General features: G+C 34.7%; 14 protein-coding genes. 10 read left to right on the plus strand and 4 right to left on the minus strand.

Annotated elements, in window-relative coordinates; genetic code table 11:
* Positions 1–20 precede the first annotated feature (20 nt).
* The 4 genes from dhaK to D2K40_RS05840 all read left to right on the plus strand — a co-directional run bounded on the left by dhaK (position 21) and on the right by D2K40_RS05840 (position 4,195).
* Positions 21–1,013, plus strand: coding sequence for a dihydroxyacetone kinase subunit DhaK (dhaK, locus tag D2K40_RS05825; protein WP_117153891.1), 993 nt, complete (start codon positions 21–23; stop codon positions 1,011–1,013).
* A 16-nt stretch (positions 1,014–1,029) separates the two neighbouring features.
* Positions 1,030–1,620 (plus strand): dihydroxyacetone kinase subunit DhaL, encoded by a 591-nt coding sequence (gene dhaL / locus D2K40_RS05830; protein ID WP_117153893.1) that lies wholly within the window; start codon positions 1,030–1,032, stop codon positions 1,618–1,620.
* Positions 1,613–1,990, plus strand: a complete 378-nt coding sequence (gene dhaM, locus D2K40_RS05835) for a dihydroxyacetone kinase phosphoryl donor subunit DhaM (RefSeq protein ID WP_117153895.1) — start codon at positions 1,613–1,615, stop codon at positions 1,988–1,990. Before dhaL ends, dhaM begins: the two co-directional genes overlap by 8 nt.
* A gap of 186 nt (positions 1,991–2,176) precedes the next feature.
* Positions 2,177–4,195, plus strand: a complete 2,019-nt coding sequence (locus D2K40_RS05840; protein ID WP_117153896.1) for an alpha/beta hydrolase — start codon at positions 2,177–2,179, stop codon at positions 4,193–4,195.
* A gap of 431 nt (positions 4,196–4,626) precedes the next feature.
* Here the strand turns inward: D2K40_RS05840 and dhaQ are convergent, their stop codons facing one another.
* From dhaQ to D2K40_RS05855, 3 genes are all read right to left on the minus strand, one after another.
* On the minus strand, positions 4,627–5,619 hold the full coding sequence (dhaQ, locus tag D2K40_RS05845) for a DhaKLM operon coactivator DhaQ (RefSeq protein WP_117153898.1): 993 nt from the start codon (positions 5,617–5,619) through the stop codon (positions 4,627–4,629).
* Complete coding sequence (gene dhaS / locus D2K40_RS05850; protein WP_117153900.1) at positions 5,603–6,202, minus strand: dihydroxyacetone kinase transcriptional activator DhaS; 600 nt, start codon at positions 6,200–6,202, stop codon at positions 5,603–5,605. The genes dhaQ and dhaS overlap by 17 nt, the downstream gene beginning before the upstream one ends.
* 431 nt (positions 6,203–6,633) lie before the next feature.
* On the minus strand, positions 6,634–7,173 hold the full coding sequence (locus D2K40_RS05855) for a GbsR/MarR family transcriptional regulator (RefSeq protein WP_117153902.1): 540 nt from the start codon (positions 7,171–7,173) through the stop codon (positions 6,634–6,636).
* Positions 7,174–7,529: 356 nt separating this feature from the next.
* Between D2K40_RS05855 and D2K40_RS05860 the strand changes: the two genes are divergently transcribed.
* A complete protein-coding gene (locus D2K40_RS05860) occupies positions 7,530–8,426 on the plus strand; it encodes a glycine betaine ABC transporter substrate-binding protein (RefSeq protein ID WP_117153904.1) in 897 nt (298 codons plus the stop codon).
* A gap of 234 nt (positions 8,427–8,660) precedes the next feature.
* A complete protein-coding gene (locus D2K40_RS05865) occupies positions 8,661–9,350 on the plus strand; it encodes a uracil-DNA glycosylase (protein ID WP_117153906.1) in 690 nt (229 codons plus the stop codon).
* A gap of 31 nt (positions 9,351–9,381) precedes the next feature.
* Here D2K40_RS05865 and ytvA read toward each other — a convergent pair whose 3' ends face one another.
* Entirely contained in the window at positions 9,382–10,116 is a 735-nt protein-coding gene (ytvA, locus tag D2K40_RS05870) for a YtvA family blue-light photoreceptor (protein ID WP_117154052.1), read from the minus strand.
* A 177-nt stretch (positions 10,117–10,293) separates the two neighbouring features.
* On the opposite strand from ytvA, the gene D2K40_RS05875 reads away from it, so the two are divergent.
* From D2K40_RS05875 to D2K40_RS05890, 4 genes are all read left to right on the plus strand, one after another.
* Positions 10,294–11,433 (plus strand): hypothetical protein, encoded by a 1,140-nt coding sequence (locus tag D2K40_RS05875; RefSeq protein ID WP_117153908.1) that lies wholly within the window; start codon positions 10,294–10,296, stop codon positions 11,431–11,433.
* A gap of 112 nt (positions 11,434–11,545) precedes the next feature.
* Positions 11,546–11,989, plus strand: a complete 444-nt coding sequence (locus tag D2K40_RS05880) for a Dps family protein (protein WP_275896214.1) — start codon at positions 11,546–11,548, stop codon at positions 11,987–11,989.
* A gap of 184 nt (positions 11,990–12,173) precedes the next feature.
* Positions 12,174–13,541: a TrkH family potassium uptake protein gene (locus tag D2K40_RS05885; RefSeq protein ID WP_117153912.1), complete on the plus strand. Its 1,368-nt coding sequence runs from the start codon at positions 12,174–12,176 to the stop codon at positions 13,539–13,541.
* Between the two features lie 724 nt (positions 13,542–14,265).
* Positions 14,266–15,228, plus strand: coding sequence for an AAA family ATPase (locus tag D2K40_RS05890; protein ID WP_373285560.1), 963 nt, complete (start codon positions 14,266–14,268; stop codon positions 15,226–15,228).
* Positions 15,229–15,237: the final 9 nt, after the last annotated feature.

A 15,237-nucleotide genomic window follows, 5' to 3' on the forward strand; every position in this document is an offset into this window, starting at 1 on the left:
TTAGAGAAGGAGAAAAAGTGATGAAAAAGATCATAAATGACACAAAAAATATCCTTGATGAGATGTTGAATGGTTTTGTTTACACAAATAAGGATATCGTTAATCGAATAGATGATACTGGTGTTATCTATCGAAATTTTGAAGATGAAGGAAAAGTTGCTTTAGTAAGTGGTGGTGGAAGTGGCCATGAACCAAGTCATGCAGGTTTTGTTGGAAAGGGTATGCTTTCAGCTGCTGTTTGTGGGGAAGTTTTTACTTCACCAACGCCTGATCAAATTGTTGAGGCAATAAGGAAAGCTGATCAAGGAGCTGGTGTATTACTTATTGTTAAGAATTATTCAGGTGACATAATGAACTTTGAGATGGCACAAGAAATAGCTGAAATGGAAGATATTAAAGTTGAGACTGTAGTAGTCGACGATGATATATCGGTTGAAGATAGCAGTTCTACTGCAGGGAAACGGGGTGTTGCAGGCGCTGTTTTCGTTCATAAGATATTGGGTGCTGCTGCTGAAAAGGGAGCATCCCTTGATGAATTGAAAAAAATTGGAGATGAGCTAGTTGATCATATTAATACAATTGGTGTAGCTATTACACCTGCTACTGTACCAGCTGTTGGAAGTCCAGGGTTTGATTTGAAAGCAGATGAAATGGAATATGGTGTTGGAATACATGGCGAAAGGGGGTATCGTAGGGAAAACCTCAAACCATCCAAAGATATTGCTTATGAGTTAGTAATGCAGCTGAAGAAGGTGTTCAAATTTGAAAAAGGTGATCGTTACGGTGTTTTGGTAAATGGTCTTGGTGCTACCCCGTTAATGGAACAATATATCTTTATGAATGATGTAAAGAATATTTTGGAAGAAGAAGAATTGGTTATCGATTTTAAAAAAGTAGATGCACTAATGACTTCAATTGATATGGCTGGTGTATCACTAACGTTAATAAAACTAGTTGATGAAAACTGGTCAGATTACCTAAATTATCCTGTCAACACAGTAGCCTGGAAGTGAAAGGAGCAATTCATCCATGTTAACACACATTAAAACAATTAAATGGTTGACTACATTTGCCGAAAAAATTAATGAACAGCAAGGTTATTTGAATGAACTTGATAATGCAATTGGTGATGGGGATCATGGTTCAAATATGGTACGTGGAACAGAAGCTATGAAAGAAAGTCTAAATGAAGGCGATTATTCAAGTGTAGAAGAAGTCTTCAAGGCCGCTTCCATGTCTTTGCTAAGTAAGATTGGAGGAGCTTCTGGACCTCTTTATGGAACTGCATTTATTTCTATGGCTAAACAAGCAAGTCAAGATAATCAGGATGTCATTGCTGTTTTAAAAGCTGGACTGGAAGGTATCAAAAAACGTGGTAAAGCTCAGTTAGGTGAAAAAACGATGCTGGACTTTTGGGAACCTGCTATTGAAATGTTAGAACAAAAGAATCTAACATATGAAAAAATAAGGGATATTGTTGAACAAACAAAAGATATAAAGGCAACAAAAGGACGTGCATCGTACCTTGGTGACCACTCTATTGGGCACATTGATCCTGGTTCCGCATCAAGTGCTTGTCTCTTTGAGGCTTTATTAGAAGGAGATATAATCGATGAGTAATAAAGCTTATGGTATTGTCATAGTTTCTCATATAGATAGTTTAGTAGAAGGTTTGGTGAAGTTATTAAGAGAAGCAGCTACAGAGGTTTCTATAACATACGCTGGTGGAACAAATGAAGGAGAAGTTGGAACAAGTTTTGAAAAGATTAACCAAGCAATCTTAGAGAATGAAGCAGACGAGATTTTTGCCTTTTATGATTTAGGTAGTGCGAAAATGAATTTAGAAATGGTAATAGAAATGACAGATAAAAAGATTCATCTAATGGATACTGCTATGGTTGAAGGTGCGTATACAGCAGCTGCACTTACACAGACTGGTATGTCACTTGAGGAAATCATGGATCAACTTAATCCATTGCTTATAAAGTGAACCTTCAATCAGTGGGGGTTTTACGGACGATTACACCGGGATAAAATAGTCAAAGTAAATGAAGGTCATCAAATTTTGTAACTAATTACTGCTAAGCCATTCCTTTTACAAAGCTTTTAGCAATCTATCTTATCAAGTAAAAAAGATATGCAACAGAATGACATCTGATTAAAAAAACGGAGGTTGATGAACTTGAAAAAACGGACATTATTGTTATTAATTACATCATTATTGCTGATTTTTGTAGGTAGTTTTATTGCTTCTATAAGCAATAGTTCAGGTGGAGATGTTGATGTATCGCGGGTAAGTTTTGAAACAAAAAATGGTGAACTCTCTGGGTTGTTATACTTACCAGATGGAGCAGAAGATGAGCCGCGTCCAACTATTGTTACGACACACGGTTACCTGAATTCTGCTGAAATGCAGGCACCACAAGCGATAGAAATGTCTAAAAGAGGCTATGTCGTGTTAGCTCTTGATCAATACGATCATGGTCACTCGGTAGGAACAATGGATAAATCTATACCATTCTTCTCTTTCTGGCCAAATTCAATCTATGATGCAGTTAATTATATGTATGAACAAGATTTTGTTTTAAAAGATGAAGAAGGTAATGGAGTTATCGCTGTTTCAGGTCACTCAATGGGAGGGTTTTCTACCACTCATGCTGTGATTTTAGATGAAATGTTCTATGAAGAAGCAGGTATTAGAAAGATTAATAGTTCCCTAACTATGGGGTCTGACTTCCAATGGGTTTATGCATTAGGATATGAAATTGGTGATATAACTAATGCTTATGGACCTAGAACAGCTGGTAAAATTGCAGCAACTTATGATGAATTTTTCTTTGATCCGCAAGCTACAGCCCAAGGGAAAACAGTTGTAGAAAAAAACTATATTTCAACAGATGAAGCACAAGCATTTTTAGGAAACCCTGATAATCCAGAGGTTGGTGAATTTTACGAAGTTGATGGCGGAGAAAGAATTATTTATCAACCAGAAGAAACGCACCCGTGGAACCATGTTTCTATGACGACAACTGACCACTTAATTGGCTTTTATGATGAAGCGTTTGCTGATTATTCTGGTGTGGTAGATACAGGGGATTCGAGTCAATCTTGGATGTACAAAGAATGGTTTTCATTTATTGCTTTAATTGGATTCTTCCTACTCTTTGTACCAATTATTAAATTGTTAGTTAAAGTTCCGTTCCTGTCAAATACAATTGTAGAAAAGCCAGATGCATTGCCAGTTCCAAAAACATATAGTGAGAAGACATCAAACTTGATCATGATTTTATTTGGTGCTTTCTTCCCAGCCCTTTTATTCCCAGCATTCTATAGCGGTGATGAGAGTGGTATAATGATTGTGACTCAAATAATCTTTATCATTATCCTGACAAGTTTAATTACGTTAATTGTATCTTATGTCAAAAATAAAGATGCGGATATCAAAAAAGTTTCACTTTCCTTATTTATAATTAGCATCGTTCAACTTTTGATTATCAGAAATCAAAGTACTTTAATAGAAGTTAGTGAATTTTTCGGTGCGCCAACTGGTAATACAATCGCATACTGGGCAGTTAATGTAGCTATCATTACACTAATGGTATTAGTAGGTAGTTATTATGTTTCACAAAAACCAAAAGGCGCTAGTATAGATAACTATGGATTAAAAATCAATCTTAAATCTGTTTGCGCTTCCTTAGCTGTTGCTGTTCTTTCAATTGTCGTTGGCTATATGATGCTATTTATCGTTGATGCAATATTTAAAACTGACTTTAGATTATGGACACTGGCTGTTAAAACATTTGAAATGCATCATGTTGTTGCACTATTGCAATATGCGCCATTGTTCTTTGTTTTCTATTTCGTCGTGGGCTTATCGATCAATATGAATACAGCGGATGAACGTTTTGAAGGTATTAAAGGCTACTTAGTTTCTATCTTCATGTTCGCAGGTGGGTTAATATTCTATCTAGCTTACCAGTATGGCTCGTTATTTGTAACAGGTGAAGCGGCATTCCCATCTGAAACACTTTCATCGATTATTGTTATCGGATTGGTACCTGTTCTTATCATTGCAGCTATTTTTAATCGATACTTCTATATATTAACAGGGAATATCTATCTTGGAGCATTTCTAAATACGCTACTGATGACGTTAATATTATTAGCTAACACAGCATTGTACGCAACTTTATAATCGTTTATCTAATGATATTTAAAAAATAAACAGAGCGATTGAAAATAATAAAATGACGTTGGTGAGTAAACTTGATGTGTTCCTTCTAAAAGGAGCTGATCAAAACTCGCTGACGTCATTTTTTTGTAAAATATAAGAAAAGAGTAAGTGTTCCTGTAGAATTAAAGTCAATAAAAACCAATCCAGGAACGGAACTCGCTTGTATATGTCAAATGATATAAGGATAGGCATATGAACATTGCAAATTTATCGATCATAAGAACCGAATCCTATTACACTTCAATTTAAAAGTTTTAGAAACAAAATAATCAATTCAAAATAAATCACGCTCCAAAGCAGATTAACTACTTTGGAGCGTGATTTTCATAAATTTCAAGTTAATTATAACTTTTTCTTTACCGTCGTTTGTCAAAAAGCAAGTATTTAGCATACTACCAACTAGATACAGTTACATCTGATTTTAACCATTTTTCCCATTCTGGGTCTTCTATCTTTAATAAACTTATCGATATCCCTTTCATATCAATGGAAGTGAGATGTGTTCCGACTTTAACAAATCGAACATCTATGTTTTCAAGTTGCATTAAACGCCGAATGTCGTTTGCGAAAATGTATTGTTCCATTAATGGTGTGGCACCTAACCCATTAATCAATATGGCAAACTTATCCCCTTGTTTCCAACGATAAAGGCTTTTAAGCTTGTTAATTAACTCTATTGCTAATTTCTCAGAAGAACAGAATTCCTCTTTGCGATATCCTTTCTCTCCGTGAATCCCCACACCATAATAAACTTCATTATCGTTTAGCGTAAAGGAAGGTTCTGTTTGGTTTGGATTATTCGCAGGAGAAAGTGCAACCCCCAATGTATGCAAATTTTTAATAACTGAACTCCCAAGGTTTTTTAATTGTTGTAAAGAATAGCCTTCAGCTGCTGCAGCGCCCAAAATTTTATGAACAAGTATTGTTCCAGCTACACCTCGTTTTCTTTTACTATAAGAGACAGCATCTTCGACGGAAACATCGTCATTAACAATTACGTGATCAATAGAGCGCCCTTCTTCTTTTGCAAGAGATTCAGCACTTAAGAAGTTTTGTACATCTGCTTGAAAGTTCTTGATAATTAAAAGAACAGCTTGTTTTTTATCTGTTAAACGAATTGCAGCCAAAATCTGTTCAGGTGTTGGGGGAACGAAAATATTACCATTTATAGATATAGAAAGCATTCCCTCGCCAACGTATCCAAAATCGGCAGGTTCATGACCGCTTCCGCCACCGCTTATGATTGCTACATTTTGCTGTGCAAGATCTTTTCGATAAATAATGTTATGTTTTGAGTTGTAACAAACTCTATCATTATTCTCAAATTGAAACCCTTGTAACATATCACGAATAATATGTTGAACATTGTTAGTAATTTTTTTCATATTTTTTCTCCACCCTATTATTTGATGATTGTTGGAGTGAAAGTAATAACTGACCGTTAATCATATTTTTCATTAGGGATGACATGATAGATGGTTCAACATTACAATTATGTTCAATCCAGTCCTTAATTATTCCCACAAACCCATGACTGTAAAATGACGCAATTAAGTCCTTATCTTCATCAGAAACTACTATTTCACTTTCAATTAATAGTTCATTTATAATTTTAAAATATAAGTTTTTTGTATGCTCAAATAGATATTGATTAAATGAATTTTGCTCATATACTTGAAATGCATTTCGGTAAAATCGTTGATTTTGATAAAAATACTCAAACAGTTGATTAAATATATTCTCCCATTTTTCATATTCAATAAAGTCTGTTATATTCTCTTTCGTTTCTTCTTTATAAATCCAGCCTAATAGTTCGTATTTATCTTTAAAATGATAGTAAAAAGTCTGCCTTCTCATTTCACAATGAATCATAATATCACGTACGGATATTTTAGTGAAAGATTCGTTCTCCATTAGCCTTTTAATTGAATTTGCAATTATTTTTTTTGTAATTAAAGAAGAGGTCATCCTAATCATCCTCATCAAAATATTAACTCTATGTTATCAAAGTATGCATAAAATTGATACGTTATGTTGTTAGACATATATTTAGTTCTGTCCGTCTACTGTATAACGCTTTCATTTTAACGTTTGGATGAAAAAACGAATCATATGGAGGTATTATGGAAGTGAAAAAATTAATAGGAACATGTGATGAGCATATTTTTGGTTATTCTAATGCATAATCTATGCACTTGTCGTGATTTTCGCTAAACTATCTCTTATAGTGAACGTTATGCCACTGAGTTATAATTATTAAATTTAACCTAGAAAGTAGTCTTAGCTTTCATACTATTAATTTTGGAAATTAAAAATCTATAGCAACACTAGCTTCTGCAAGAAGTTAACTATGTGTATATTGTATAAAATCAGCTTTATTTTTTTGTCTTGAAAGCTGACTAATCTCTTTTATTAATCGGAATAAAATCAAATATTTCCTTTGTTTCAAAACTCTTAATTAGTCTGTTCAGCCAATCATAATAATCAAGCCAATTTTGAAGCTTCTTAATATCAACTTGTGCCTGTTCACGAATTTCCTTAGAAGCTTCTGAATCAGTCAGAATTTCCTCTAATTCAGTAATAGATTTCTCGATCGCTTTCATATTCGTATTATTAGCTGGTCGCCATTTTGTTATAAAGTAATCAAAAAAGCGTTGATAAGAATCATCATCAACTACGTATAAATCTTTTCTTACTCCCTTTATCCAAGCTTTCTCAACCATATTTAAATCAAGCAAGGTTCTAACTGCAAGACTCATACTTGCTTTACTCATGCCGAGCTCTTCTTTCATTTCATCAAGTGTAAGTGGTTTATCTGAAAAGAAAAGAAGGCAGTATAACCGGCCAATGGAGGGTGTGACTCCATAAAGCCCCATATTTTGTGAAATTGCCTCAATAACTCTAGATCTGGGTTGTTTTAATGATTCGAATTCTTTCATCTAATCACATCCTAAATAGTATGCTTGCAGTATGTATATTTTAGATTACATGGCTATCAAAGAAATGTAAAGATCAGAAAAATGGATTATAAGAGAGTATTTTTACATTATTGCAATATATTATTCGTTTAATACATATTAAACGAATAATATGAATGATAAGCATTATATATTGGGTTTGTGTAATAATTTATAATAAGGATATAATAAATAGCGTTAGTTTAGTGAAAAATAATAGTAGCTTAAACTTTGCATTGTTTATTTTTTTACTAGTGCTTATTAAGAAAATATAAAATTTCTGTTCTTTAAATAAATAATAATGCAGAAAGAAAAAAACTAAAGGAGTGGTTAATAACATGTTTAACTCAAATTGGAAGAAAATTGGAATGGTTGCTGGTTTATCATTATCACTTGTAGCAGCTGGTTGTGGCCAAGATGATTCTCAAGAATCACAAAGTGTTAGTGAACAATTAGATTACACTATTACTGGTATAGAAGCTGGTGCTGGAATAACAAAGGCAACTGACAGAGCTCTAACTGACTATGAAAACCTTGCTGGTTGGGAACAAACAAACTCATCAACTGGTGCAATGTTAACAGAATTAGAAAAAGCTATTGATAATGAAGAGCCAATTGTTGTTGCTGGCTGGACACCTCACTTTATGTTTGCTGAGTGGGACCTAAAATACTTAGAAGACCCTGAAGGCTCATTTGGTGGAGAAGAATATCTTGCAACAATTGCAAGAGAAGGACTAGAAGAGGATATGCCTGAGGCTTATACGATTCTTGACCGAATTTACTGGGAACCTGCTGATATGGAAAGCGTTATGCTAGCAGCACAAGAGACGGATTTTGCAGAGGCTGCCCAACAATGGGTAGATGATAACCAGGAAACAGTTTCAGAATGGACAGAAGGTGTAGAGGATGTAGATGGTACTGCTATAGAATTAGTACATACTCCTTGGGATTCTGAGCGTGCTTCAGGTCATGTTGCTAGAATTGCTCTAGAACAAAAAGGCTATGACGTTAAACTTACACCTGTTGACCCAGCAATTGTATTCCAATCAATTGCAGAAGGAGACGCTGATGCTTCTCTAGCTCCATGGATGCCTGCAACACATGGTCCTTTCTGGGATGAACATGAAGGTGAGTTTTTAGATCTAGGAGCAAACTTAGATGGTGCTAAAATTGGATTAGTTGTACCATCTTATATGGAAGTTGATTCTATTGAGGATTTTGAACCAGCTGAATAATTAATTAGATCTATACAACCATAAACTGTATTACCAATCCCCCTTAGAATATTTAAGGGGGATTTTTAATTGCGATATGTCTTCGATAGGTTTAAATTTCTGGTAGCCTCTTTTTTGTTGTGATAAAATTTATGAGAAAGCCGAGAACACCCGTGACTTCAGTCGTGGGATGAATCGGCTTCGGTTTTTGTTTTTTTTGAAATTGATACTGACTTAGCGAAAGGATGAATATTATTGCATTTAAAATCCCTTAATAACGATTGGTCCACATTATTACAAGAAGAATTTGAGAAGTCTTATTTTATAAAACTACAGAACTTTTTATCAGAAGAATATAAACAACACACGGTTTATCCGATCAAAGATGATATATTCAATGCGCTTCACTATACTTCTTTTAAAGATGTGAAAGTAGTCATCCTTGGACAAGATCCGTATCATGGGCCAAATCAAGCACATGGGCTTAGTTTTTCGGTGAAACCTGAAGTAACTATCCCCCCATCCCTGAGAAATATCTTTAAAGAATTACATCATGATATTGGTTGTGGCATACCTAACCATGGATACTTAGTTAAGTGGGCTGAAGAAGGTGTGTTACTTCTAAATACTGTATTGACTGTTAGGCATGGAGAACCTCATTCTCATAAAGGTTTAGGATGGGAAACCTTTACGAATCGAATAATTGAGTTATTAAATGAGAAGGATACGCCAATTATTTATATTTTATGGGGAGCGGCTGCTCAGAAGAAACAATCAATCATTGATACTAAAAAGCACTACTTAATTAAATCACCCCACCCAAGCCCATTATCAGCTTATCGAGGTTTTTTTAGTAGTAAGCCGTTTTCTAGAACCAATCAGCTATTGAGAGAGTTAAGGAAGCCAGAGATTGACTGGGAGCTTCCATATAAAAGGTTGCCTTAACACATATGGTTAGGACAACCTTTTTCATCTATTAATTTAAATCTACTAAGGCATCTTTTACGGTTCTATATGTTCTCAATTCCTTTAATTTTTCTCCGATATCAATTGTTTTAATGGCTAATTCTGGCCGAATTCCAGTGATAACAAGATTTGTACCGATTAAGGTTGTTAAATCATGTAGTTTTAAGATAGATGATGCGACATATGTATCTACTTCATACAAGCCTGATAAATCTAGAATTAAATAATCATCTTTAGACTTGGTTAAGTAATTCGATATGGTAGAGGTTAGGTTTTCAAGCCGTGAATGATGAATTGAACCAATTAGTGGCAAAACAGAAATATCTTCACTTATTGGTACAATAGGCGTCGAAAGTTGCTCCATTTCGTTCAATGCTTCCGTTAGTAACCTCCCCTTTTCTTTCTCAGAAGTTATATCTTTTTGTACGCCAACAAAATATGTTTTTTGTTCCTCTTCAATCCACATGGAATCAATAGACAGTTCATTCCAAAACCCTGTTCCATTTTTCTTATAATTGTATAATTCTAAGGTAATAGATTCTTCCTGTCCAAGTGCTGCACGAATTTTATCAATGCTTGACTTGCTAGTGTCTTCTCCTTGTAAGAAGCGACAGTTTTGACCTATTATTTCATCTTTTTCATAACCAGTCATATTTGTAAATCCTTGGTTGGCATATATGATTGGGTTGTCTGGTAGTGATGGATCAGTTATGAGTAAGCCAACTTTTGTATGATCCAATGCCATTTTAAATAAATGATTCTTATTTTTTAGATTCTCAATCACGTAAGTGTTCCCCCTTTACTTACTTAAATTATCGCATTACTAATATACAAAAGCAATTGAGCTTGGAAACTTTGAAGATTAACAGAAACAAAAATGGGTATATGTTAATATCAATCTTAAATGCAAAGGAGGGGTATTTTGCAAGAAGTTTCAATTGGTTTAATAGCTGCTCCTGAGTTACCAGAGAAGATCGCGAATGATATTGTTAATGAACTGCCACGTATCTTTTCTAGCCAGATTGATGATATAAATTGGAAGATTGAAATAGAAATTAATCCACTGACCGGAGCGGCAGAAACGCAACAAGAAATTAGTGATGAAGCACACAATATTATGGTAAGAAAAAATTGGGATTATACTCTGTGCTTAACTGATTTACCTTTGTTTTCACAAAAACAAATCGTATTAGCTGATGTCAATTACCAACTGAAAATTGCTCGCATCTCACTTCCCGCCTTTGGCTTTACTCCGGTGCGGTATCGTGTGAAAAAAGCGATGATTGAAATTATTGGTGATTTATACTACCAAGGTTTAAAAAAAGAACAGTATAACGTAGAAAAGGAAGGAAAAAGTGATGTTGATAAAAAGACTGGAGATCATGTAAAAAAATATTTTCGCTTTTCGCCAATTAGAAGGATTATTTCACCTGATGGGATGAATGAAAGCAATGTACGTTATATTGTTATCCCTAAAATTAATGGACGTTTAAGATTGCTATTAGGTATGACACATGCAAATCGTCCATGGACGATCGTTTCTTCCTTTAAACCAATTATTGCGGTTGCTTTTGCTACTGGTGCTTATGTATTGATATTTCCTACTCTTTGGAAGTTAAGTGTATCCTTTTCAGTATATCGACTGATTGGCTTAATGAGTGTAGCAGTAGTAAGTATGGTGATATGGATGGTTGTTTCCCATCACCTTTGGGAGAAGCAATCAGAGAAAAGTAAGAAGAAACTAAGACGATTGTATAATTACGCAACAATTACGACGCTTACCATTGCTGTATGTAGTTATTATGTAATGCTATTTATTATTTTTTTAGTTGCAATAATGTTCTTCGTCCCACCAGATTTGTTTAGTTCGACAACGAACATAGAGGGAACAGTTGATCTAACAACATTTGTGAAATTAGCGTGGTTGGCTACGTCGGTAGCTACAATAGCGGGTTCAATAGGTGCAAGTGTAGAAAATGAAGAATTAGTACGAAATGTTGCTTATGGTTATAGACAAAATCGACGTTATCGGGAGATGAAACAGACTGAATCTAGAAAATAAGTGAAGGTTAAAACTCTAATAAGTTATTACTCCAAACACTTTGTGATAACAATCACAGCGTAACGTGATTATAAACGATACACTTACGATGTAATAAATGAAGGAGGAATACATAATGGAAAAGAAACATTTAATCGACGAATTAAATATGCAATTGGCAAACTGGAATGTGCTGTATACCAAGCTTCATAACTATCATTGGTATGTCACTGGACCAGACTTCTTCACTTTACATGAAAAATTCGAGGAATTATATACAGAGGCTGCTGGATATGTAGATGAGATTGCTGAGAGAATATTAACTATTGGTGGCAAGCCTTTGGCAACATTACAGGATTATTTAGCACAAACTTCAGTTGACGAAGCTTTTAACAAAGAACAACCAAAAGAAATGGTAGAAACTCTTGTGAAAGACTTTCAGTTGATTGTTTCAGAGTCTAAAGAAGTTATTGTAATTGCAGAAGAAAATAATGATGATGTAACTGCAGATCTATTCACTGGAATCATTGTTTCACTTGAAAAACATGGCTGGATGTTGCAAGCTTATTTGAAATAACGAAACAAAAGAGTGCCTTGAATCGTGTCTAATGATTATTAGATAATGATTCAAGGTGTTTTTTTTAGGGTTAAGGGCAAACTGAAGAAAAAACAGGAAGTTTTTATTGAAACCTAGTTTCAAGCTTCCAATAGTATGATACACTAACAAATAGTTTTGTTATTATCGTTTAAGGAGCTTTATCATGCCGTTATTCTCTAAACAATTTAAAATAAGTAAACAACTTTCAACTGTACAAATGATTGTCCTATTTTATGTGTCGGCAGTTGTGTTTTCTACCGTTTTACTGAGTATGCCTTTTTTCAAGGAGGCGGGTGCTTCGTTGTCTTTCCTTGATACAGTATTTACAGCGATTAGTGCCATTAGTGTAACAGGTTTAACTGTCGTTTCAACTGCAGAAACGTTTAATACGGCAGGGCATATTGCATTGGCATTTATCCTTCAATTTGGTGGAATTGGGATTATGACGTTAGGTACTTTCGTTTATATTCTTTTTGGGAAAAAAATTGGTTTACGTGGTAGGCAGTTAATTAGAATTGACCAAAATAGAACTACTCTATCTGGTTTGGTTAAATTGATGTTAAAGATCTTACAAATTATTATTATTATTGAATTAATTGGTACAATTATCTTAAGTACCTATTTTTTAACTTACTTTGATACATGGCAGGAAGCTCTGATTCAAGGTTTCTTTGGAGCTGTCAGTGCGACTACAAATGCAGGGTTTGACATTACAGGGAATTCTTTAATACCGTTTGCTGATGATTATTTTGTTCAATTTATTAATATGGTATTACTAATTTTGGGTGCGATAGGGTTCCCGGTGTTGATCGAAATCCAGGAATTGCTAGGTGGAAAGCATAAAGATGTTCATGAGCGAAATACTTTTTCTTTATTTACTAAATTAACAACAATCACATTTTTCTCACTTGTAGTGATTGGTGCTGTACTTATTCTATTATTTGAACAGAATAATTTTTTTGCTGATAAAACTTGGCATGAACAGCTTTTTTATAGCCTATTTCAGTCTGTCACCACTCGAAATGGTGGTTTAGCAACAATGGATATGAATGAATTTTCAACTCCGACACTGCTAATGATTAGTGGGTTAATGTTCATTGGTGCCTCACCAAGTAGTGTTGGTGGTGGTATTCGTACGACGACTTTTGCGATTATGTTATTATCTATTTATAATTATGCAAAAGGTAATCAAAGTATCAAAGTGTTTGGTAGACAAATTAATCAAGACGATATTGTCCGTTCATATATAGTGATAACAACTGCTAGTATGCTGTGTGTTGCATCAACTATTATTCTCACTGTGACTGAAAATTTCCCTGCCATAGCTATTATGTTTGAGGTTTTCTCAGCGTTTGGTACAACAGGTTTATCTATGGGAATCACACCAGAGTTGTCCGACTTTGGTAAAGGTGTGATTATGTTTCTAATGTTTGTTGGGCGAATCGGTATCTTCTCCTTCCTATTTATTATTCGAGGAAAAGAAAAGCAAGATGTATTCCGCTATCCAACAGAAAAAATTATAATAGGTTAAACAGATTAGATAGGCCTTTATTATTAAAAGGTCTATTTTTTTGTTTAAATCAACTTCGGACTTGATATAAAAAGCGCATTAGCAAGTAACGTAAGTTACCGCTCATCAAATGAAATTGACTCCCTTTCCGCAGGGGCGGCCTCAGCTAACTAGGAAGCAAATGTTTTCGGTGGGCCGAGTAACCGCAGACCCAAAGTACGCTTTCCGAGTGGATCTTCAGCTCGTGCTGTTCCTGCAGGACAAGGAATGCTTTAATGAACTCACATCGCACGAAGGAAATTGAACTATATTTCCGAGGAGTGTCGTTAATTTCATTTGATCCGCTAGAAAGTCCGAAAGTATATAATATTACAACCTATTTTAGAGCAGAAAAGCTTATTGATTGTTAGTAAATAAATCATGATTAGTTATTCTTACTAGCGCAGGAAGAAAATTGATGAGACTCCAGTGGGAACAGCTCAAGTTGAAGATCCACTTGGTAAAGTGTTTTTCTTTACCAAGTTAGCTGAGACTGAGCCCACGGAAAGCGAATCCATTTTCTGACGTAGCGGGTTAAACGTTTAATGCGCAGTTTATATAAAATACGTAATATTCCTTATTTTTCTAACGTACTCACTTGCGTTCCCCCATACTACTTATAGTATAGTTATAGAGAAGGAATAGTAGTTTTAATATTTAACGATAAATTAAGAAATACAATCAATGTGGAAGGGGAACGGTTTGCATGATGCAAAATCCAGTTAGCTATCATTCTCAAATTAGTAAGGTTCTTGATAATATAAATAAAGTAATTATTGGTAAAGAAGAGGTGACGACGTTAAGTATCGTTGCACTATTAGCTGAAGGGCATGTTTTGTTGGAGGATGTTCCAGGAGTTGGTAAGACCATGTTAGTAAGGACGCTGGCAAAATCATTAGATTGTGAATTTAAACGTATTCAGTTTACACCAGACTTACTGCCATCAGATGTAACAGGTGTATCAATTTATAATCCAAAAGAGCAGGTTTTTGAATTTCGAAATGGTCCGATTATGGGTGACATTGTGCTTGCCGATGAAGTCAACCGTACATCTCCCAAAACACAATCTTCATTGCTTGAGGCGATGGAAGAAGGAAGTGTTACAGTTGATGGACAGACGGTAGACTTACAAAAACCATTTTTTGTTATGGCGACGCAAAATCCAATTGAATATGAAGGGACTTACCCCTTACCTGAAGCACAATTAGATCGTTTTTTGATCAAATTGAAGATGGGATATCCATCAGAAGAACAAGAATTACAAATGTTAGAGGCGACTGCTAAAAAGCATCCAATTGAGTCAATTGAAGCTGTAATGCATAAGGACGAGTTGCTACAGCTACAAGAACAAGTTGGAGAAGTTTTTATTGATAAAATGGTCCAGAACTATATTGTTCAATTAGTAAAAGGAACACGTAACCATAAGGCAATTTATTTAGGTGCCAGTCCAAGGGCTTCAATTGCATTGATGAAAGCAGCAAAAGCTTATGCGTTTATCCATGACCGTGATTATGTTATACCGGATGATGTGAAATATTTAGCGCCTTATGTGCTATCACATCGTATTATATTAAAACCAGAAGCGAAATTTGAGGGAATTGATACGACTAGTCTAGTAAGTGAACTTTTAGCTAAGTTAACTGTACCAATGCGAAAGGAATATTCTTAATGAAGGGGA

It is taken from the genome of Paraliobacillus quinghaiensis (genome assembly GCF_003426025.1).
Lineage (GTDB): Bacteria > Bacillota > Bacilli > Bacillales > Amphibacillaceae > Paraliobacillus_A > Paraliobacillus_A quinghaiensis.

Coding starts and splice junctions, on each gene's coding strand:
- dhaS (WP_117153900.1), bottom strand. CDS start 6,202: ATGACCTCTTCTTTAATTACAAAAAAAATAATTGCAAATTCAATTAAA.
- dhaL (WP_117153893.1), top strand. CDS start 1,030: ATGTTAACACACATTAAAACAATTAAATGGTTGACTACATTTGCCGAA.
- D2K40_RS05890 (WP_373285560.1), top strand. CDS start 14,266: ATGATGCAAAATCCAGTTAGCTATCATTCTCAAATTAGTAAGGTTCTT.
- D2K40_RS05885 (WP_117153912.1), top strand. CDS start 12,174: ATGCCGTTATTCTCTAAACAATTTAAAATAAGTAAACAACTTTCAACT.
- D2K40_RS05860 (WP_117153904.1), top strand. CDS start 7,530: ATGTTTAACTCAAATTGGAAGAAAATTGGAATGGTTGCTGGTTTATCA.
- D2K40_RS05840 (WP_117153896.1), top strand. CDS start 2,177: ATGAACTTGAAAAAACGGACATTATTGTTATTAATTACATCATTATTG.
- dhaK (WP_117153891.1), top strand. CDS start 21: ATGAAAAAGATCATAAATGACACAAAAAATATCCTTGATGAGATGTTG.
- dhaQ (WP_117153898.1), bottom strand. CDS start 5,619: ATGAAAAAAATTACTAACAATGTTCAACATATTATTCGTGATATGTTA.
- ytvA (WP_117154052.1), bottom strand. CDS start 10,116: ATGGCATTGGATCATACAAAAGTTGGCTTACTCATAACTGATCCATCA.
- D2K40_RS05855 (WP_117153902.1), bottom strand. CDS start 7,173: ATGAAAGAATTCGAATCATTAAAACAACCCAGATCTAGAGTTATTGAG.
- dhaM (WP_117153895.1), top strand. CDS start 1,613: ATGAGTAATAAAGCTTATGGTATTGTCATAGTTTCTCATATAGATAGT.